This window comes from Planomonospora antibiotica (assembly GCF_014647955.1).
In the GTDB taxonomy this organism is placed as follows: domain Bacteria; phylum Actinomycetota; class Actinomycetes; order Streptosporangiales; family Streptosporangiaceae; genus Planomonospora; species Planomonospora parontospora.
Genome location: NZ_BMQE01000016.1, coordinates 79,542 through 98,650, shown reverse-complemented (window position 1 = coordinate 98,650; position 19,109 = coordinate 79,542). Strand labels below are relative to the sequence as shown.

18 protein-coding genes and 1 pseudogene are annotated in these 19,109 nt (G+C 76.4%); 9 read left to right on the top strand and 10 right to left on the bottom strand.

All coding sequences use genetic code 11. The features are described 5' to 3' along the window. Positions 1–198: 198 nt before the first annotated feature. Positions 199–879, top strand: a complete 681-nt coding sequence (locus IEZ06_RS16920; protein WP_189237661.1) for a hypothetical protein — start codon at positions 199–201, stop codon at positions 877–879. A 73-nt stretch (positions 880–952) separates the two neighbouring features. Here the strand turns inward: IEZ06_RS16920 and IEZ06_RS16915 are convergent, their stop codons facing one another. Beyond that, the gene (locus tag IEZ06_RS16915) at positions 953–2,098 is read right to left on the bottom strand and encodes a hypothetical protein (protein ID WP_189237660.1); all 1,146 of its coding nucleotides are present in this window, start codon (positions 2,096–2,098) and stop codon (positions 953–955) included. 178 nt (positions 2,099–2,276) lie between these two features. After that, positions 2,277–2,675 (bottom strand): DUF418 domain-containing protein, encoded by a 399-nt coding sequence (locus IEZ06_RS16910; RefSeq protein ID WP_229798272.1) that lies wholly within the window; start codon positions 2,673–2,675, stop codon positions 2,277–2,279. A 170-nt stretch (positions 2,676–2,845) separates the two neighbouring features. Here IEZ06_RS16910 and IEZ06_RS16905 point away from each other — a divergent pair, with 170 nt between their 5' ends. From IEZ06_RS16905 to IEZ06_RS16895, 3 genes are all read left to right on the top strand, one after another. Further along, entirely contained in the window at positions 2,846–4,072 is a 1,227-nt protein-coding gene (locus tag IEZ06_RS16905) for a glycosyltransferase (protein WP_189237659.1), read from the top strand. Between the two features lie 117 nt (positions 4,073–4,189). Then, positions 4,190–5,227 (top strand): linear amide C-N hydrolase, encoded by a 1,038-nt coding sequence (locus tag IEZ06_RS16900; protein WP_189237658.1) that lies wholly within the window; start codon positions 4,190–4,192, stop codon positions 5,225–5,227. A gap of 144 nt (positions 5,228–5,371) precedes the next feature. Beyond that, entirely contained in the window at positions 5,372–6,733 is a 1,362-nt protein-coding gene (locus IEZ06_RS16895) for a CoA transferase (protein WP_189237657.1), read from the top strand. An 11-nt stretch (positions 6,734–6,744) separates the two neighbouring features. On the opposite strand, the gene pip is transcribed toward IEZ06_RS16895, so the two are convergent. Beyond that, positions 6,745–7,713 (bottom strand): prolyl aminopeptidase, encoded by a 969-nt coding sequence (gene pip / locus IEZ06_RS16890; RefSeq protein ID WP_203872082.1) that lies wholly within the window; start codon positions 7,711–7,713, stop codon positions 6,745–6,747. A gap of 233 nt (positions 7,714–7,946) precedes the next feature. Here pip and IEZ06_RS16885 point away from each other — a divergent pair, with 233 nt between their 5' ends. Beyond that, positions 7,947–8,426 (top strand): hypothetical protein, encoded by a 480-nt coding sequence (locus tag IEZ06_RS16885; protein WP_189237655.1) that lies wholly within the window; start codon positions 7,947–7,949, stop codon positions 8,424–8,426. Between the two features lie 114 nt (positions 8,427–8,540). Here the strand turns inward: IEZ06_RS16885 and IEZ06_RS16880 are convergent, their stop codons facing one another. From IEZ06_RS16880 to IEZ06_RS16870, 3 genes are all read right to left on the bottom strand, one after another. Continuing rightward, entirely contained in the window at positions 8,541–8,960 is a 420-nt protein-coding gene (locus IEZ06_RS16880) for a PepSY domain-containing protein (protein WP_189237654.1), read from the bottom strand. 176 nt (positions 8,961–9,136) lie between these two features. Next, the gene (locus tag IEZ06_RS16875; RefSeq protein WP_189237653.1) at positions 9,137–10,414 is read right to left on the bottom strand and encodes a HAMP domain-containing sensor histidine kinase; all 1,278 of its coding nucleotides are present in this window, start codon (positions 10,412–10,414) and stop codon (positions 9,137–9,139) included. A gap of 10 nt (positions 10,415–10,424) precedes the next feature. Beyond that, positions 10,425–11,111 (bottom strand): response regulator transcription factor, encoded by a 687-nt coding sequence (locus IEZ06_RS16870; RefSeq protein ID WP_189237652.1) that lies wholly within the window; start codon positions 11,109–11,111, stop codon positions 10,425–10,427. Positions 11,112–11,204: 93 nt separating this feature from the next. Here IEZ06_RS16870 and IEZ06_RS16865 point away from each other — a divergent pair, with 93 nt between their 5' ends. Further along, positions 11,205–11,735: a hypothetical protein gene (locus IEZ06_RS16865; RefSeq protein WP_229798269.1), complete on the top strand. Its 531-nt coding sequence runs from the start codon at positions 11,205–11,207 to the stop codon at positions 11,733–11,735. 100 nt (positions 11,736–11,835) lie between these two features. On the opposite strand, the gene IEZ06_RS16860 is transcribed toward IEZ06_RS16865, so the two are convergent. Beyond that, a complete protein-coding gene (locus IEZ06_RS16860; protein ID WP_189237651.1) occupies positions 11,836–12,702 on the bottom strand; it encodes a hypothetical protein in 867 nt (288 codons plus the stop codon). A gap of 527 nt (positions 12,703–13,229) precedes the next feature. Here IEZ06_RS16860 and IEZ06_RS16855 point away from each other — a divergent pair. Then, the gene (locus IEZ06_RS16855; protein ID WP_189237650.1) at positions 13,230–14,717 is read left to right on the top strand and encodes a hypothetical protein; all 1,488 of its coding nucleotides are present in this window, start codon (positions 13,230–13,232) and stop codon (positions 14,715–14,717) included. A 170-nt stretch (positions 14,718–14,887) separates the two neighbouring features. Here IEZ06_RS16855 and IEZ06_RS16850 read toward each other — a convergent pair whose 3' ends face one another. Beyond that, on the bottom strand, positions 14,888–15,847 hold the full coding sequence (locus IEZ06_RS16850; RefSeq protein ID WP_189237649.1) for a helix-turn-helix transcriptional regulator: 960 nt from the start codon (positions 15,845–15,847) through the stop codon (positions 14,888–14,890). A 63-nt stretch (positions 15,848–15,910) separates the two neighbouring features. On the opposite strand from IEZ06_RS16850, the gene IEZ06_RS16845 reads away from it, so the two are divergent. Next, on the top strand, positions 15,911–17,236 hold the full coding sequence (locus tag IEZ06_RS16845; RefSeq protein WP_189237648.1) for an epoxide hydrolase family protein: 1,326 nt from the start codon (positions 15,911–15,913) through the stop codon (positions 17,234–17,236). Between the two features lie 129 nt (positions 17,237–17,365). Here the strand turns inward: IEZ06_RS16845 and IEZ06_RS37650 are convergent, their stop codons facing one another. Beyond that, positions 17,366–17,701, bottom strand: a complete 336-nt coding sequence (locus tag IEZ06_RS37650; protein ID WP_203872085.1) for a VOC family protein — start codon at positions 17,699–17,701, stop codon at positions 17,366–17,368. Here IEZ06_RS37650 and IEZ06_RS16835 point away from each other — a divergent pair. Continuing rightward, positions 17,701–18,150 (top strand): annotated as a pseudogene (locus IEZ06_RS16835) (helix-turn-helix transcriptional regulator); the annotation flags it as partial. The gene IEZ06_RS37650 and the pseudogene IEZ06_RS16835 sit on opposite strands and share 1 nt — an antisense overlap. Before the next feature lie 62 nt (positions 18,151–18,212). On the opposite strand, the gene IEZ06_RS16830 reads toward IEZ06_RS16835, so the two are convergent. Further along, complete coding sequence (locus IEZ06_RS16830; RefSeq protein ID WP_189237647.1) at positions 18,213–19,040, bottom strand: SGNH/GDSL hydrolase family protein; 828 nt, start codon at positions 19,038–19,040, stop codon at positions 18,213–18,215. Positions 19,041–19,109 lie beyond the last annotated feature (69 nt).

The window sequence follows — 19,109 nt, the reverse complement described above, 5'->3', positions numbered from 1 at the left end:
TGTAACCATCTGATTACAAGAAGTCCTCTTGGTGGGCAACGTTCCGGCGACGCGGCAAAAGTGAAGACCTCCCAGTCCCCATCGGGTCTCGAGGTGCTCATGTCAGATTCTTCAGGTGAGGGAACCGCCGCTGCCGCCCCGGCCTTCCTGCGGCCGCGGACGGGAACAGGACGAGGGGCCCACCGGCGTCCCGCCCGGGTGAGCGCCGGCACCGCGGCCGTCACCGCGCTGGCCGGGGCCGCCGTCGTCTACACGGGCCTGATCGCCCCCACCGGCGCCGAACCACCGCCACCCGCGATCTTCGCTCCCACCTCCACTCCCGCGCCCGTCCCCGCGACCGCGGCGGTGCCCTCCGCCCCGGTGTCCGCCGCCTCGACACCCCCGGCTCCCGAACCGGCGCCTCGCGAACACCGCCCCATGGTCCTGGCGAGCGCCCCGGCTCCCGCCCCCCGGGCCTTCCGCGTGCCCGAGGCCGTACCCCCGCCGAAGAGCGCCGACAGGTCCCGGCCCGCACCGCGCCCGTCACGGGCGGCCGCGGCGCCCTCGCGCCCGGCCAAGCCGTCCACCGACGCGCCGCAGCCCGCCCCCCGGCCGGTGCCGGGGCCCGGCCGCGAGCACGACCGGGAGCGGGAGTCCGGCCGCGAGCACGACCGGGAGCGGGAGTCCGGCCGCGAGCGCACACCGGAACGCGAACGCGACACGCCCGCGCGCCCGGCGACCCCGCCGTCGTCTCCCCCGTCTTCCGCACCTCCCCCGCCGGCCGCACACCCGGAGGCTCCGGCTCCGGACGATCCGATGCCCGAGCCGATGCCCGAGCGGACCTGCCGGCTCGGCGTCCAGGCGGATGCGGCACTGCTCAAGATCGGTGTGTGCCTCTGACGGAGCGGACGCGGAGTCCCGCCCCCTCCCGGCCCGCCACGCCCGGGACATCGCCGAGCCCCGGCACCGCCGGTCAGACGGCGCCGAGCGGGCGGAGCCATCGGACGGGGACCCGGACCGTCACCGCCAGCGGCATCTCCACCGCCCGGCCGGCGTCGTCGCACAGTTCGCCGCGCACCCGGTAGGAGACACCCGGCTGCAGGCCGAACGCGCCGACCTGCTCCGGTGTGAGTTCGAGGTCGACGCCGCCGGACTCCACCACGCGCACCCCCTCGGCCAGGTGCGGGCCGCAGGCGGTGACCGTCATCGTGAAGGTGCCGCCGCGCAGCGGGCCGTACTCCCGGTGGAGCGCCGCGCCCAGGTCGCCGTGCGGGTCGTCGGCGGGCGACAGCTCGTCGGGCACGCGCACCAGGTAGGCGGCCCCGGCCACGATGCCACCGGTGAGCCCGACCGCGCCGCCGCCCTCCTCCCCCGCGCCGTCCTTCCCGGTGAGGACCGGCCCCGCCGCGGCGGGCGGCCGGAGCGCGGTGTCCGCCGCGGCGGCGCGGCCGGGCGGCCAGACGTGCCGGGCCCGTACGGCGGGCTCGCCGGGGGCCGGGGCCCAGGCGGTGGCCTCCAGCCGGTCCAGCCGCCTGCGCACGGCGGCCAGTTCCCGCCCGTGACGCGCGGTCCCCCACGACTCGAAGGCCCGCCGCCCCTCCCCGCGGAACCGGAGGGAGCTGCGGCGCAGCATGGGCAGCGTGAGCACCACCCAGTAGGCCGCGGTGACGCCGGTCGCCGCCCAGCGGGTCTGCGGCGCGCTTCCGGCGGCCACCATCGTCAGGCCCGCGATCCCGTACAGCGTCCAGCCCACCCGGGCGCCCCACGACCGCCACAGCACCGCCGGCAGCCACATCGCGCAGCCGGCCACCGTCCAGGCCCATCCGATCTGCTCCACGGTGACGGCCAGCCCGCCCGCGTGCTCGGTCAGGTAGGAGTGGACGGGCCGGGTGAAGACCTGCGTCCAGGCGGCGTCGCGCAGGAGCCGCAGGCCGTCCGCGAGCAGCGGCGGGAGCACCGCCGCCGACCAGACCAGAGCCGGCACGGCCAGCAGCGCGGCCGCCGCCCCGGCGGCGGTGACGCCCCGGGTGCGGGGCGCGCCGCCCCGGGAACGGCCGTGCGCCCGGCTCCGCAGCCGTTCACAACGGCTGCGGACACGGTCGAGCGGGCGTGGCGGCATCAGCGGCCTCCCTCCGGGATCACGGTCTGCCGTCTGCGCCTGCGCGGCGATCCCGGGACGCTCTCCGGCGCCCCGGGATCGCCTCAGCCGGCGCGGACGGCGGTGCCGCCGGTACGGCGGTGCACGGCCCACCGCGACGACAGACCATTGAAGTCGTTTTAGTTAATATACGTCCCCTTTAGGAATTATCTACCGGTTTGGGGCCGTCGCTGATTCGTCCTTCTTCCAGGCGGGGGCGGGCTCCGTGGTCGGAGGTGCGGCGCAGGGGTGGGCGGCGGGCCCGGGTGGCCCACCGCCAGAGCCGTTCCAGTGGGCCCTGGCGGTGGCGGCGGAGCCAGAGCGTGGACACCGGCCACTGGGGGACGAGGACGGCTCCTGCGACCAGGAGCACCATCGCCGACGGCCGGCCGTCCGGTGAGCCGCCGATGACGTGCGCGGCCGCCAGGACGAGGAGTGTTCCCGATCGGGTCTCGGTGTGGCGCGCCCGGTCGTCGGTGGAGCCGTGGGTGCGGGGCTCGTTCGCCGGTGTCGGCGGAGGCTCACCGCTGCCCGGAGCGGCGCACCCCCTCCCCGCCACTTTCAAGCTATAGCGGACAGGGGGGCTTGCGGCAAGACCCCGGTGCCGGGCCAGAATCCAAGGCCTTGGGCCGGACCGGTGCACGCCGTACGGAGGCGGACGCGCGTGCGGGCTGCACATCGAGCCCCGCACCGGCCGGCCGTGACCTTGACGCGAAGGGGGAGTTTTCCATGCGTGTTCTGCTGTCGGCGATAGGGTCGCGCGGCGACGTCCAGCCGGTGGTGGCGCTGGCGGTGCGGCTGAGGGCCCTCGGCGAGGAGGCCCGCGTGTGCGCGCCGCCCGACTTCGGCGAGTGGATCGGGGGCCTGGGCGTCCCGTTCACGCCGCTGGGCCCCGAGCTGCGCCCGACCGGGAAGGCCGACCCCGCGGCGCCCCCGCCCTCGCCCGAGCAGCGGCGCCGGATGGCGGAGGGCACGATCGCCGCCCAGTTCGCGACGCTGCCGGCGGCCGCCGAGGGCTGCGACGTCATCGTGGCGGGCGGCTACCTGGTGCCGGCCGCCCGCTCGGTGGCCGAGCGGATGGAGATCGGCTACGTCTTCGCCGGCTACTGCCCGATCGCCCTGCCCTCCCCGCACCACGCGCCGCCCCCGCTGCCGATGCAGGGGGACGCGCCGGCGGACGGCGCGGCCGACAACCGCACCCTCTGGGAGGAGGACGCCCGACGCTGGAACGACCTCTTCGGCGCCGCGCTCAACACGGTGCGGGCGTCGGCCGGCCTGGCGCCGGTCGGTGACGTGCGGAGCCACATGCTCACCGACCGGCCCTGGCTGGCCGCCGACCCGGCCCTGGCGCCCTGGCCCGGCTCCGGGGATCCGGACGTCGTCCAGACCGGCGCCTGGATCCTGCCGGACGAACGCCCGCTCCCCGCGGAGCTGGAGGCGTTCCTCGACGCCGGGGAACCCCCCGTCTACTTCGGTTTCGGCAGCGTCCGCGCTCCGCGGGACCTCGGCCGGAACATGGTCCGGGCGGCCCGCGCGGTCGGCCGCCGCGCGGTCGTGCTCCGCGGGTGGGCCGACCTGGAGCCGCCGGACGACGGGCCCGACTGCCTGTCCATCGGTGAGGTCAACCAGCAGGCGCTCTTCCGGCGGGTCGCCGCCGCCGTGCACCACGGCGGCGCGGGCACCACCACCGCGGCCGCACGGGCCGGAACGCCCCAGGTCGTCGTCCCCCAGCAGTTCGACCAGCACTACTGGGCGCAGCGGATCGTCGGCCTCGGCGCAGGGACCGCGCACGCGCCCGGCGCGCCGACCGCCGGCTCGCTGGCCGAGGCCCTGGACCGCGTCCTCCGGCCGGAGGTGGCCGCCCGCGCCCGATCCGTCGCCGCCGCGGTGCGCACCGACGGCGCGGAGACCGCCGCACGGCTGCTGGCGGACGCCGGCGCCCGAAGCCCGTCCTGAAACGGCCGCCGGGACCTCGCCCGAAGCTCCGGCGCGGGTTCCGGCGTCCCGGCGGACCTCCCGGGCGGCCCCCGTGCGGGTCTGGCGGAGCCCGCCGCGACGGGGCACCATGGCGGAATGGCCGAATCTTCACGAGTCGCGGCGGCGCTCCTGCTCACCACCGCGCTGCTCGCCGGTTGCGCGACCGGAACGGCCGCGCAACCGGCGGAGAGACGCTCCACGCAGGACCCGCGCGCGTCCGCGAGCGGCCCGGCGGCCCCGTCCGCCGACCACGCCGCCACGCTGGCGAGCCTGCGCAAGGTCGACGACCACCCCCTGTGGACCATGCGCTACCGGGGCGGCTACGACCGCTTCGCGGAGATCGCCCCCGAACTGACGCCGACCGGTTTCGGATGTTCGCTGTTCTCCGCGCACGGAGATCCCGCCGCCCCGGTGTTCGGCCGCAACTTCGACTACGACCACCAGCCCGCGCTGCTGCTGTTCACCACGCCGCCGGACGGCCACGCGTCGGTGTCGATGGTGGACGTCTCCTACCTCGGCCTGAAGTCCGAGGCCGACTTCACCACCGCCGCCGGCCGCAAGGCGCTGCTGCAGGCCCCGCTGCTGCCGTTCGACGGCATGAACTCCAAGGGCCTGGTCGTGGGCATGGCCACCGTCCCGGCGTGGCAGCCGGGCTCCGACCCCGCACGGCGCACGGTGGGCAGCGTCCGCATCATGCGGCTGGTGCTGGACGGGGCCGCGACGGTGGACGAGGCCCTCGCGGTGTTCGGGCGCCACAACATCGACCCCTCCGACAGCCCGCCGCTGCACTACATGGTCGCCGACGCCGCGGGCCGGTCGGCGATCGTCGAGTTCGTCGACGGCGAGATGGTGGTGCACCGAGGGCGGGGACCGTGGCAGGCCATGGTGAACTTCGCCGTCACGGGCTCCACCGAGCAGAGCCGGCAGGCCGACCACCGCCACCGCACGGCCACCGCGGAGCTGGAGGCCGCCGGGGGCCGGCTGTCGGCGGCCCGGGCCATGGACCTGCTCGCCCGCCTCAGGCAGGGCCACACCCAGTGGTCGATCGTCTACGGCGGGAAGAGCGGCGAGGTACGGCTGGCCACCGGCCGCAGGTACGGCACCGTGCACGAGTTCCGGCTGCCGATGGACTGAGGACGGCACCGTGCACGAGTTCCGGCTGCCGATGGACTGAGGACGGCACCGCCCGCCGCGGGCCGGTCCGCAGGGTCACGTGGAAGACCCGGCCCAGGACGGCACCGCCCGCGGGACGGCGGGCCGGTCGGGCAGACTGGCCCGATGGCATACGGCGAAGACGCGGCGACCGTCCACGCGTGGGCCGCTCTCGGCGGCCGGGACGGGCTGGCCGAGGCGGTCTCCTACGAGGAGGCGGGCGGCGTGCTGCCGGCCCGCCTCCCGGTCCGCGAACTGGCGCGGGCGAGCGTGGGCGTGTGCTCGCTGGCCGCCGCGGAGCTGCTGGCGCGGCGCAACGCCGTACCGGTCCCCGCGGTGCGGGTGCGGGAGGCGGCGGTGGCCACGGCCTTCACCAGCGAGCGGCACCTGCGGATCGACGGGCGGGCTACGACGCCCTTCGCCCCGCTCTCCGGCTTCTGGCGCGCGTCCGACGGCTGGGTGCGCACCCACGCCAACTACCCGCACCACCGCTCCCGGCTGCTGGACGCCGTGGGCGTCGGCGACACCGGGGACGACCGGGCGCTGGCCGAGGCCTTCGCCGCGGGGGTCGCGGCGCGGCCGGCCCGGTGGATCCAGGAGACCGTCTACGCGGCCGGCGGCCTGGCCGTGGCCGTGGCCGACCCCTCCCCGGCCGCGCACCCGCTCGTCGAGACCCGGCTCGCCGCCGGGAGCGGGCCGCGGGTTCTCCCGCCCGCGTCGCTGCCGGCCGGCGGGACGCGGGTGCTGGACCTGACCAGGGTCATCGCCGGTCCCGTCGCGACGCGTACGCTCGCCCTGCTGGGAGCCGACGTGCTGCGCCTCGATCCGCCCGGCATCCGGGAGGACGCCGACTCCCACGCCGACACCGGCATGGGCAAACGCTCGGCGCTGCTGGACCTGTCCGCCCCCGAGGGCCGGCGCACCCTCGAAGGCCTCCTCGGCTCGGCCGACGTCGTGGTCACCGGCTACCGGCCCGGCAGCCTCGACCGGTACGGCCTGGCTCCCGACGCGCTGCTCGCGCGGCGCCCCGACCTGGTCGTCGCCCAGCTCTGCGCCTGGGGGTGGTCGGGCCCCTGGGCCGGACGGCGCGGCTTCGACAGCCTCGTCCAGGCGGCGAGCGGCATCGCCGTCGTCGAGTCCGACGGCGACGGCCGTCCCGGTGCGCTGCCCGCGCAGGCCCTGGACCACGCGACCGGCTACCTGCTCGCGGCCGCGGTCCTGCGGGCGCTGAGCGACCGGCAGCTCACCGGCGGCGGGCGGCTGCTGCGGCTCTCCCTGGCGGGCACCGCCTCCTGGCTCCTGCACGGCATCCGCCCCGCGCCCGCCGGGGGCGGGACCTACGACCCGCGGCCCTGGCTGGCCGAGACCGCCTCGCCGTACGGAGCACTCCGCCACGCCCTTCCCCCGGTCGCCTACGACGGCGCGCCCGGAACGTGGAGCCGCCCGCCGACCCGGTGGGGAGGCGACCCTCCCGCCTGGGCCGGCTGACCGGCCGGGCCCTACCGGTCCGCGAAGCCGTCCAGAGCGGCCAGGACCTCCTCGCGCATCGTGCCGCTGCCGGTGTGGCCGGAGTCCTCCACGACGACGAGCCGCGCGTCGGGCCAGGCCCGGGCCAGCTGCCAGGCGGTGTCCAGCGGCGAGCCCAGGTCGAAGCGGCCGTGGATGAGCACGCCGGGGATGCCGGCCAGCCGGTGCGCCTCGCGCAGCAGCACCCCCTCCTCCAGCCAGGCGGCGTTGGAGAAGTAGTGGCTGCAGATGCGGACCATGGCCAGCAGGTCGGCGGGCGGCCGGTCGCTGTAGGCGTTGGGCTTGCCGTTGACCTCCAGGGAGATGACCGTGTCCTCCCACGCCGTCCAGTCGTGGGCGGCCTTGGTCCGCACCGCGGGGTCGGGGTCGGACGCCAGGCGTGCGTAGGCGGCCAGCAGGCCGGGCAGGTCGTCCGGACCGCCGCCGCGGACGGCCTCGGGGACCCCGTCGCGGAAGCGCTCCCACTGCTCGGGGAAGAACCGCCCGACACCGCGGTAGAGCCAGTCGATCTCGGAGCGGCGGGTCATGGTGACGCCGCAGACGACCATCTCCGACACCCGCTCGGGATGGGCTTCGGCGTAGGCGAGCATCAGCGTGGAACCCCAGGACCCGCCGTACAGCAGCCACCGGTCGACGCCCAGGTGCTCGCGCAGCCGCTCCATGTCGGCGACCAGGTGGCCGGTGGTGTTGGTCGTCAGGTCGGTGGCCGGGTCGGCGGCGTGCGGCAGGCTCCGGCCGCAGTTGCGCTGGTCGAACTGGATGATGCGGTAGCGCTCGGGATCGAAGCCGCGGCGCTGGCCCGGCGTGCAGCCCGAGCCGGGGCCGCCGTGGACGACGAGTGCGGGTTTGCCCGCGGGGTTGCCGCAGACCTCCCAATGGACGAGGTGGCCGTCGCCGGTGTCGAGGTGGCCGTGGTCGTGGGGCTCGATCGTTGGGTACACCACCCCAAAATACAACAGCGCTGTTACATTTATGAAGCCCGGCCGGCCACCCGGTCCGGGCGGCGTCCGGCGCACCCTGGCGGGGTTGTACGGCGTCGCCGGTGGCGTTGCGGCCCTCCGGCGGTGCCGAGCGCGCCCGGAGCGGGTGGCCGGCCGGGCCGGCGTCGACGGCATCGCCCCGCATTGTCGGTGACGGTCAGTAACATCAGCCTCCTGACGACGAGGAGGCCGCCATGACCCATCTTCTGAGCGTTCCCGTGCTGGTCACCACGGACCTGCCGCCGCAGACGGACCTGGCCGCCTTCGGGCGCGTGCTGGCCGGCGCGGTCGCCGCCCTGCCCTCGCGCGACGGCGCACCCTATCCCGGTCACCTGCACGGCCGCGTGTTCTGGCTGGACCGGCCGGCGCCCCCGGCCGAGCCCGGGGCACCGGGCCCGGTCCCCGCCGACCTGCGTTTCGCCGCGCTGCTCGGGTTCCTGTCGGCCGCGCCCGAAACATCGCGCCTGTCGGCCAGGGACGTGCTCGCCGACGCCCGCGCGGCGATCATCGCGGCCGTCACCGCCGCCTACGGCGATCTGGGCAGCGCGCCCGCGGTGCTGGCCATCCGCGCCCAGGACGTGCGCGAGCGCACCCCCGAGGCGGCCCTCACCGTGGCGACCCCCGACGCCGACTCGTCCCTGATCCGGGCCGCCCGCACGCAACTGGCGGGCTGAGCCGCCCGCCCCCGCGTGCGGCGGGACGGACGGCGGGCCGAACAGCAGGACGGACGGCGAAGCGGGCGGCGGGGCCGGGAGCGGACCGGCGGGTGCGCACCGGGCGCGACCGGGTCAGTCGTCGTCCTGCTCGCCGTTCTCCTGCTCGTCGCTCTCCTGGCCGTCGTCCTCGGTGTCGGCCGCCACCGGGACGATCTTTCCGGTGGCGGCGTCGACGGCGATCGTCCGCTCGGCGCCCTTGCCGTCGGCGACCTCGACCTCCCAGGTCGCGGCGGCGCCCTCGCTCTCCAGCTCCGAGGAGACGATCCAGCCCCCGCTCACCTGGGACAGCGCGGTCTTCTGGGCCTGCTCCGCCAGGACGGCTGGCTTGACCGCAGGGGCCGCGTCGTCGTCGCCCTGCGGTGCGGGAGAGGCCGTGGCGGCCGGTGCCGGGGAGGCCGGAGCGGCCTCGTGCTGCTCGGCGAAGGCGACGCCGCCGCCGACCGCGAGGACGGCGAGGGCGAGTCCGGAAAAGACGATCACTGGCTTGCGCATCGGGGTTTCTCCGTATCCGTGAGAAGAGTCCGTGGGGAGGGCCCGCCGGAGCGGGCCGGATGAAGAACCCGCCGCGGGACCGCGACCGCCCGGTGGGCCCCGCCGCGGCCCGCGGCGACTCTCCGAGACTGCCCCAGCGGGCGATAGCGGGATGCTGCGGAGTTCCTAAGGAATCGTTAAGCCGTCCCCGGACCGAGTTCGAGGGTGACCTCCGCTCCCCCCGAAGGCGAGGAGCCGGCCCGCAGCCACCCGCCCGAGTCCTCCGCCGTCCGGCGCGCGATGTCCAGCCCCAGGCCGGTGGACGAGCCCCCGCTCACCCCGCGGCCGAGCGGGGCCGGGTGGGGGAAACCCGGCCCCCGGTCGGCGATCACCAGCCGGGCCCCGCCCTCCGGCCGGGCCGTCAGCGTGACGGTGAACGGCGTGCCGTCGGGGGTGTGGGCGAACACGTTCTCCAGCAGCAGATCGACGCAGGCCGCCAGCTCCGGGCCGCTGACCCCCACGGTGACCGGCCCGTCGGCGAGGTCGAGGCCGAGCGGCCGCTCCTGGTCCTCCGCCAGCGCCGACCAGAAGGCGACCCGCTCGGCGACCACCCGGGCCGCGTCACAGCCGCGCACCCCGTCCCGGTCGAACCGGCGGGCCTCCCGGATGACCTGGTCGACCATGCGCTCGACGCCCGCCACCGCCTGCCCCACCCGGGCGGCCTCCTCCGCGTCGCACATCGTGTCGACCTCCAGCCGCAGCGCCGCGACCGGCGTGCGCAACCGGTGGGACAGGTCGGCCACCGCCTCACGCTCGTGGGCGAGCAGCTCCCGGATCCGGGCGGCCAGGTGGTTGAGGGCGGCGCCGACCTCACGGACCTCCGGCGGGCCCGCCGGGTCCACCCGCGCGGCCAGGTCACCGCGGGCCAGCCGCCTGGAGACCTCCGCGACCTGCCCGACCGGCCCGGTCAGCGAGCGCGCGAGCCGGTCGGCGACGGCGATGCCGACGGCCAGCAGCGCCAGCCCGATCAGGCCGAGTACCAGCCACGCCCACCCGACGCCCTGCCGCAGCCGGTCGGCGCCGACGAACGCGCGCACCACCGTGGGACCGCTCGCCCCGCCCTGCACCGCCACCAGGATCTCCCGGCCCTGCGGGGTGTCCACGGTGATGCTGCGCCCGCGCGCGGCCAGCTCCACCCCGGGCCCGCGGGGCGCGGCGGCGCCGAGGAAGCCGTGCCCGGGCAGGAAGACCGTGATCGGCACGCCGCCGGAGCCCTGCGCCTGCCGTACGGTGGCCTCCAGCGTGTCGCGGTCGCCCAGGGCCGCCGCGGTGGCCACCGACTGCGCCCAGGTGGTCGCGGCGGCCGTGGCCCGCTCGGCCGCCAGCGTCCGCACCAGCACGGCCAGCGGGACCAGGAAGGCGATCAGGACCAGCGAGGTGGTCGCCACCGCGAGCAGGGCCAGGCGTCGTCTCATCGCGGGGCCCTCACGCCCCCGGGTCGACGAGTTTGACGCCGACCCCGTGCACGGTCTGCAGGTAGCGGGGCCGGTGGGCGCTCTCCCCGAGTTTGCGGCGCAGCCACGACAGGTGGACGTCGACGGTCTTGTCCCCGCCGCCGTAGGCCATCCGCCACACCTCGGCCAGCAGTTCCCGTTTGGAGACGACCTGCCCGGGCCGGGCCGCCAGGTAGTGCAGCAGGTCGAACTCCTTGGGCGTCAGCTCCAGGCGCACCCCGTCGAGGAACGCCTCCCTGCCCGCCTCCTCGATGAGCAGCCCGCCCACCCGCACCGGCGCCGTCTCGGCCCCGTCGGTGCGGCCGCGGCGCAGCACCGCCCGGATCCGCGCGTCCAGCTGGGCCGCGCTGAACGGCTTGACGACGTAGTCGTCGGCGCCGGCGTCCAGCGCCCGGACGATCTCCGGCTCGGCGTCGCGCGCGGTCGCCACGATGACCGGGACGGCGCTGACGGCCCGGAGCATGCGCAGGACCTCGCAGCCGTCGAGGTCGGGAAGGCCCAGGTCGAGCACGACCAGGTCGGGCCGGTCCTCCAGCGCCCGGGTCAGCCCCGGCATGCCCGCGCCCGCCGAGGTCACGGCATGGCCGTGACCGGTCAGCGCGCGGGTCAGCGCCGAACGGACCCGGGCGTCGTCCTCGACGAGCAGCAGGTGGGCCACGGCAACACGCCTGCCTCTCCTGGGAAGCGATGATTCCGACGAGGAGGGGAAGTTCCCCGTGGGACGCGGAAGACACCGGAGGGCGGCCGATCCATGCGAACGGGCAGGCGGGACACGGCACCGGGCGGGACCGCCGGAGCGGCGCGCCGCCGCACGGGGCGCGGCGGCGCACCGCTGGGCCGGCGCGCGCTGCTGGCCGCCGGCGGCTGGCTCGCGGCGGCCGGCGCCACCACCGTCGCCGGACTGTGGGCGCTGTCCCTGGCCGGCGACGACCTCACCGGCCAGGCCGTCCGCTCGATGACCCTGGAGGAGGTCGAGCAGGCCCTGTCCACCGCCTCCGCGGCCCCGGCCGTCCCGCCTGCCGCTCCGACCGGGCCGTCCGCGGCCACCGGCGGCTTCTCCTACGCCGAGGGATCGGTGACCGCCGCGTGCGACGCGGGCCGGGCCCTGCTGCTGTCGTGGACGCCCGCCCCCGGCCACGGCGTCGACGAGGTCGAGCGCGGCCCGGCCCCGGCCGTGTCGGTGGTCTTCGAGTCCGACGACCGCACGACCACGGTGACCGTGACGTGCCCCTCCGGGGCGCCCGCCGCCGAGGTCCGCTCCGCCGCCGAGCACGACGACTGACTCCGCCGGAGCGGACCGGGGGCAGGGCCGGAGCGGACCGGGGCAGGCCCAGGACGGGCCGGGCCGCGCTTCAGGCGCTTCACGCTCGGGGCGTGCGGGCTCACGGAGCGGGGGTCGCCGTCGGAGTTCCGCCGGGGGCCGGCGGCGGGGTGGTGGGCGTGACGGTCGCCGTGGAGGTCGCCGTGGGCGTCGCCTCCGGAGGAACCGTCGGGGTCGCGGTCGGCATCGCCGTGGGCGTCGCGCTCGCGGTGGGAGCCGGCGTCTGCGGCGGCGTGGGGCACGGAGCGGGGGTCCGCCACTTGACCGCGCCGGGCGGCCACTGCCGCTGGTACCACCAGCCGCGCCGGTTCTTCTTGGCCGGCCGGGACAGGTCGTAGACGTAGGCGGCCGTGGCCGACTCCCCCTCGCGCGTCGCGGTCAGGACCACCCAGTCGTCCTGGCGGACCGGGCGGTCGCCGCGCCTGCCCGCGACGACGCGGGTGTCGTCGGTGAGCGCGTACACCTGCTCGAAGCCGTCCGCGCTGCGCACCGCGAGCGAATCATCGGCCACGGCGGTCACCTGCCCCGTCTGGGCGAAGACCGTCGTGAACACGCACGGGTCCTCCGTGCCCACCAGGAACTCGCCGTGCACCGCGCCGGCGAACTCCAGCGGGTGCACGGTGGGCAGTGCGGGCACGGGCGCCGGCGCGGGCGGCAGGGGGGTCCCGGGGGCGGTCGGGCTCCCGGTCGGGCCCCCGGTCGGGGACGGAGTGCCGGTCGGCACCTCGGTGGCCGTCCCCGTCGGCGCCGGGCTCTGCGGCGGCGGGGGCGCGGGCGTGGCCGCCGAGGCCGCGGCCGCGCCGAGACCGCCCGAGGCCAGCAGCGCCGCGGCGGTGGTGAGGATCAGCGGCCGCGGAAGACCGCGGCGGGCTCCGCTCGCGCCGGCCCGCTTCCGCCCGTTCCGTCTGTCGTGGTCGGTCGGTGTCACCAGGTTCTCCCGTCTGCGGTATCCGGTTGAACACCCGCCGGCCGGGACGGCGTGGGACCACCGCCCGTTCGCTCCGCCGCGGATGACGACCGCGACGGATCCGCCGTAACGGTGATCTTTCGGCGGGCACCCCGAGGCACTTCCCCCTCCCGTGCGGCCCATGCGACCGCTCCGGCGACCGACCCCGCCCGCCCGCCGCCTTCCGCCAGCTCACCCCCGAGATCCATCCGGTAGAAAAACACCGAAAAATACGGCAGGGGCGGCACGGCGCCGCCGGAACGCCCCGCCCCGCTCTCCGCCGCGGTCGCACCCGCAGCCACCGCATCAGCGTCAACTCCGGCCCCGGCCGGTTTCTCCAACCTTGACGCGCCGCGCGCCGTGCGCCCGCCCCGCCCGGGTATCCCTCCATCCGCCCGGCACGCCGCCCCGCGGCACGGCATGCCGGGACACCATCGGCGACCAGGAGAGACACCCGACATGACGCCTTCCGCGACGACCACCCGGCGGCACGCCCCCGGACGGCCGCGATGACGAGCACCCTCGCGCGCACACCCTCCTCCCCCACCCCGCCGCCGCGCCCTCCGCGCATCCCGCAGCACCCGCTGACCCGCCCCGCCGCCCTGCTCGGGCTGGTCTCCGCGCTGTACGGCACGGCCCAGCTGGCGATCGTCTCGCCCCGCATGGGCATCGGCTGGGACGAGGCGATCTACGCCAGCCAGTTCGCCGCGCACGCGCCCCCGGCCGAGTTCAGCGCGCCCCGCGCCCAGGGCGTGCCCCTGTTGGTCGCACCGGTGACCGCGCTGACCGACTCGGTGACCGCGCTGCGCCTCTACCTCACCGCCGTGTCCTCCCTCGCCCTGTACGGCGCCTTCCTGATCTGGACGCGCGTGCGCCCCGGCTACACCGCCCCGCTGGCCGCGCTGCTGTTCGCCGGCTGCTGGCTGTCGCTGTTCTACGGCAACGAGGCCATGCCCAACCTGTACGTGGCGCTGACCGCCGTCGCCGCTACCGGCCTGCTCTGCCTGCCCCGCCGCTCCCGCGCCTCGCTCGCGGGCCTGGCCGCCGCGATGGCCGCCATGGCGCTGCTGCGCCCCTCGGACGCGCTCGTCGTCGCCGCACCCCTGGCCGCCGCGGCGCTCCTGACCCGCCCGCGCCGCCCGGCGGCCCTGGCGGCCGTCGCCACCGGGCTGGCCGTGGGCTGGGGCGAATGGCTGCTGGAGGCCGAGCTGAGGTACGGCGGTGCCGCCGCGCGGATGCACGCCGCCGGGCGGGCCAACCTGACGGGCCTGACCGTCTCCGTCGCCGAGCACGCCAGTGCGCTGGACGGCCCGTCCCTGTGCCGCTGGGGCACCGACTGCGGCGACGTCTCCCCCCTGGCCCTGACCTGGTGGCTGGCGATCCCGCTGATGGCCGCGGTAGGCCTGTGGACCGCCTGGCGCGACCGCCGCCGCCCCGGCCCCCTGCTGCTGGCCGCGGCCGTCGCGGCGGTGAGCGCCGCGCCGTACCTGTTCTACGTGGGCTACGCCGCCCCCCGCTTCCTCATGCCCGTCTACGCGCTGCTGGCCCTGCCCGTCGCCGCCGGCGCCCTCGCGCTGGTCCGGCGCAGCCGCCCCCCGCTGCGCCTCCTCGCCGCCGCGTTCACCGCGGCCGGGCTGCTGGCCCACCTCGTGCTCCAGGGCGCCTACGCGCACCGCATGTCGGCCATCGCCTACGAGGGCCGCGAACGGGTCCGGCTGGCCACCGAGGAACTTCGCCGCATGGGCGTGCGGGCCCCGTGCACGGTCTACGGCCAGTCCGGCGTCCAGATCGGCTACCTGCTGGGCTGCCGCTCGCGGGGACTCGTCCGCGGCTTCCCGCGCACCCCGCCCGCCCCCGTCCGGCGGGCCCTCGACGCGGGCGACCGGCTGCTGCTGGTCCACCGCGGCACCGCTCCGCCCCGCTACGCCGCCGGCTGGCGCGCGGTGAGGCTGCCCGGCGGCTGGCGGGCTCGCTTCTCCCCCGCCTGGGACGACTGAGGACCGCCCGGCCGCCGGCTGCTGACGGCTGCTGACGGCTGCTGACGGCGACAGACGGGACCGATCGCGACCGGCGGTGACCGGCAGGGCCGATCGCGACCGGCGGTGACCGGTGCGCGCCGTACGGGCATGCGCCGGGATTCCGGTCCGCGCTCCGGTCCCGGGAGGCGTCAGGTCGCCCGCACGGCACGCAGGCAGCGCTCGGCGTGGGCCCGCAGCTCCTCGGCGAGCTCGGCGGGACCGTCGGCGAGGGTGAAGCCGACGCCGACCGAAGTGATCATCCACACCAGGTCCGCGGGGCTCTCGGCGCCGACGCGCAGCAGGCAGCTGCGCCCGTCGACCGCCTCGAGCACGCCCATGCCCGGCCAGACCCGCTCGGCTGCGGCCTCCGCCGGGACGTGCAGCAGCACGCTCGCCTGCCACGGCCAGGCCCGCCACGACAGCCGCCGCGCCAGGTAGGCCGCCACGTCGCCGTCCGGCGGGTCCCGGGGCGCGAAGCGCGGGCCGGCGGGCGTGCGGGGCACCAGCCGGTCCACCCGGAAGGTGCGCCAGTCGTCGCGGCCGGTGTCCCAGGCCACGAGATACCAGTGCCGGTCGAAACTGACCAGGCGGTACGGCTCGACGCACCGGAGCGTCTCATCGCCGTGCGGGCCGGTGTAGTCGAAGCGCAGCCGCTCGCGGCGGCGGCAGGCCTCGGCGATCGCCATCAGCGCCTCCGGACTCACCTCGGGCCCGGTGCCGCCGACCCGCACGGTCGCCGCGTTCAGCGTGTCGACCCGGTGCCGCAGCCGGGACGGCAGCACCTGCTCGAGCTTGGCCAGCGCCCGCAGCGACGTCTCCTCGATCCCGGCGACCGAACCGCCCGCCGCCGTGCGCAGCCCCACCGCCACCGCGACCGCCTCGTCGTCGTCCAGCAGCAGCGGCGGCAGCACCCCGCCCGCCCCCAGCCGGTAACCGGCGCTGCCCTGCGTGGCGTGCACCGGGTAGCCGAGCCCGCGCAGCCGTTCCACGTCCCTGCGGACCGTGCGCACGGTGACCTCCAGCCGCTCGGCGAGCTCGGCGCCCGACCACTCGCGGCGGGTCTGCAGGAGCGACAGCAGCCGGAGCAGCCGCGCGGAGGTGTCCGTCACGTCTCCGAGACTGCCAGACGCTTAGGACCGGATCCGTCCTAAGGGCCGCGTAGCTTCACCGGCATGACGAACCCGCACCACACCGTCGCCCCCGAGAGCCACGCCGGCACCCGCACCGGCACCGGCACCGGCACCGAGCCCCACACCGGGACCGGCGCCGGGACCCGGCCCGGGATCCGGCCCTTCCGCATCGACGTCCCGCAGGCGCGGCTCGACGACCTGAACGCCCGCCTGGCCGCCACCCGGTGGCCCGACGAGCTGCCCGGTGTCGGCTGGAGCCGCGGGGTACCCCTGGCGTACCTGCGGGAACTGGCCGAACACTGGCGCACCGGTTACGACTGGCGCAAGCACGAGGCCGCCCTCAACGCCCACCCGCAGTACCTGACCACCGTCGACGGGCAGAACCTCCACTTCCTGCACGTGCGCTCCCCCGAACCCGGCGCCACCCCGCTGCTGCTGCTGCACGGCTGGCCCGGCGGCTTCGTGGACTTCCTCGACGTCATCGGCCCGCTGTCGGACCCCCGCGCGCACGGCGGCGACCCCGCCGACGCCTTCCACCTGGTCGTCCCGTCCCTGCCCGGCTTCGGCTTCTCCACCCCGCTGACCGGACCCGGCATGAACGCCGCCAGGATGGCCGCGGTGCTGGTGCGGCTGATGGAACTGCTCGGCTACGACCGCTACGGTGTGCAGGGCTACGACACCGGCTCGTGGGTCGCCCCGCACCTCGGCGGGCAGGCCCCCGACCGCGTCATCGGCGTCCACCTCAACGCCCTGCTCGCCTTCCCGACCGGCGCCGAGGGCGAGACGGACGGCCTGTCGGAGACCGAGCAGCGCCGCTGGCAGGCCATGCAGGACTTCAACGACGGCTACCTGCAGTGCAACTCCAAACGCCCGCAGACCGTGGCCTACGGGCTGCACGACTCCCCCGTGGGCCAGCTCGCCTGGATCGTGGAGAAGTTCAAGGAGCTCACCCATCCCGAGGAGGGACTGCCCGAGGACAGCGTCGACCGCGACCGCATCCTGACCGACGTCTCGCTGTACTGGCTGACCGGCACCGCCGGATCGGCGGCGCAGATCTACTACGAGGAGATCTCCGCCGCCGCCTGGGACGACACCGCCTGGAACGGCGCCACCGGCACCGACGGCACCGGGGCCGCGGACGGCACGGGCCGCGGCGAGCCCTCCGCCGCCTGGGACGGGGCCTCCCGCGGGACCGTGCCCACCGGCGTGCTCGTCTCCGCCCACGACGTGACCGTCCGCCGCTGGGCCGAGCGCGACCACAACGTCGTGCGCTGGACCGAACTCGACCGCGGCGGTCACTTCCTGGCGATGGAGGAGCCGGGACTGCTCGTCGACGACGTGCGCGCCTTCTTCCGCGCGTTGCGCTGAACGGGCCCGCCGCGACCGGCCCTCACCCGTCCAGCAGGCCGAGCACCGCCCGCTCCAGCCAGGCCTCGCCCTCCGCCGCGTGGTGGCCGGCCAGCCACGACTCCCACTGCGCGGCGTCCGCGAAACGCATCATCGGCCCAGAACCTCCAGGTAGTGCTGGTTGTACATGACGCCGAGCACGTTGCCGAACGGGTCGACCACCGAGGCGGTGACGAACCCGGGGCCGTGCTCGGTGAGCGGCATGTACGGCGCGGCCCCCATGGACAGCAGCCGGTCCAGGGCCGCCTGCACGTCGTCGACGTGCCAGTGCAGCACCACGCCCCCGGGACCCGCGCCGTCCGCGCCCGCCGGGGCGTAGCGCCGGTCGATGAGCCCGACCTCGGTCAGCCGGTCGCCGATCCTGAACTCGTAGTAGGCGGCCGGCTGCCCGCCGCCGGGCCTCTCGAAGTACGGCTCGACGCCCAGAGGAAGCCGTGGCCGTGGCCGTCAGCCTGCACGCCGCGGCCGCCGGCACGGTGACCGGCCTGGAGGAGACCTCGCTGCGCGCCCTGACCAAACTCCAGCAGATGCTCCCCTCCCGGCTGCGGCACCGCATCGACGCCGTGGGCGCGGCCACCGTCTCGGTCGCCGGCCGCGGCCCCACCGTCGACGCCGCGACGCTCACCGCCGTCGCCGCCGCCATCCGCGACCACGAGCGGCTGCGCTTCGACTACCGCGACCACGGCGGCGCCACCGGCCCGCGCACCGCCGAACCCCACCGCCTCGTCTACACCGGCCGCCGCTGGTACCTGCTGGCCTGGGACACCGGCCGCGCCGACTGGCGCACCTTCCGCGCCGACCGCATGACCCTGCGCACTCCCAACGGCCCCCGCTTCACCCCCCGCACTCCCCCCGACGACGCCGCCCGGCCCTTCGACCGGCCCGCCGGCGGTGCCCGCCCCGCCCCTCAACGCGTACGGCGGGCACCGCCGGAGCCTCACCCCTCGAGACCCGCCAGCGGATAGGTCACCTCGGCCAGCAACCGCTGCCCGGCGGTGTTCGGGTGGAAGTAGTCCCAGCGGCTCATGTGCGACAACTCGAACGGGTAGCCGAACACCGCCCCGCCGTCGTACCGGCAGCCGGCCTGCTCGGCGCAGACCCTCGCCAGCACCGCGTTGAAGTCGGCCACCCGCTGGCGCACCCGCTCCCGCCGCTCCACGTCCGCCTGGTCCGTCGAGCGCGGCCGCGCCAGCATCGACTGGCAGATGTTCAGCGCCGCCCACGTCGCCCGGGCCGAGGAACTGCCCTTCCCGACCTCCCACAACCGCCTGATGTCGGGGATGCTCGCCACGAACACCGTCGCCTCCGGCAGGCCCTCCGCGAGCGTCCGCATCGCCGTACGGAACCTCGCCTCGAAGTCGGCCACCGACGTCATCCCCGCCTCCGAGGAGGTGCAGGCGTCGTTGGCCCCGATCAGGACCGTCACGTACCCGGCCCCCGCGGCGACGGCCCGCTCGGCCTGTCCCTGCAGATCGGCGACCTTGGCCCCCGAGCGGCTGACGTTGCGGGCGACGGGGTCGGCGCCCGCCTCCTGCAGCCGCCGGTAGTGGCTGTGCACCGACGAGCTCGAGCCGGTGGACCAGGACCTGGACGGGCAGTCGACGTAGAAGCCGCAGGCGTTGAACCCCTGCGTGATGGAGTCGCCCATCGAGGCCATCGAGGTGACGGCCTGCGACGCCTGCGCGGTCTCCGCGGCGACCGCCCCCGGGGCGAGCGCGGCGGCCAGCGCGGTGAGAAGGACGAGTGCCCGGCGCGGAATCTTCAATCTGGCCTCCTGGGGTCCTCCCCCGATCAGCTGGATGCTCAGAATGTCCGCCCGGACGACCGGATTTAC

Coding starts and splice junctions, on each gene's coding strand:
- IEZ06_RS16915 (WP_189237660.1), bottom strand. CDS start 2,098: ATGCCGCCACGCCCGCTCGACCGTGTCCGCAGCCGTTGTGAACGGCTG.
- IEZ06_RS16905 (WP_189237659.1), top strand. CDS start 2,846: ATGCGTGTTCTGCTGTCGGCGATAGGGTCGCGCGGCGACGTCCAGCCG.
- IEZ06_RS16900 (WP_189237658.1), top strand. CDS start 4,190: ATGGCCGAATCTTCACGAGTCGCGGCGGCGCTCCTGCTCACCACCGCG.
- IEZ06_RS16895 (WP_189237657.1), top strand. CDS start 5,372: ATGGCATACGGCGAAGACGCGGCGACCGTCCACGCGTGGGCCGCTCTC.
- IEZ06_RS16885 (WP_189237655.1), top strand. CDS start 7,947: ATGACCCATCTTCTGAGCGTTCCCGTGCTGGTCACCACGGACCTGCCG.
- IEZ06_RS16880 (WP_189237654.1), bottom strand. CDS start 8,960: ATGCGCAAGCCAGTGATCGTCTTTTCCGGACTCGCCCTCGCCGTCCTC.
- IEZ06_RS16875 (WP_189237653.1), bottom strand. CDS start 10,414: ATGAGACGACGCCTGGCCCTGCTCGCGGTGGCGACCACCTCGCTGGTC.
- IEZ06_RS16865 (WP_229798269.1), top strand. CDS start 11,205: ATGCGAACGGGCAGGCGGGACACGGCACCGGGCGGGACCGCCGGAGCG.
- IEZ06_RS16855 (WP_189237650.1), top strand. CDS start 13,230: ATGACGAGCACCCTCGCGCGCACACCCTCCTCCCCCACCCCGCCGCCG.
- IEZ06_RS16845 (WP_189237648.1), top strand. CDS start 15,911: ATGACGAACCCGCACCACACCGTCGCCCCCGAGAGCCACGCCGGCACC.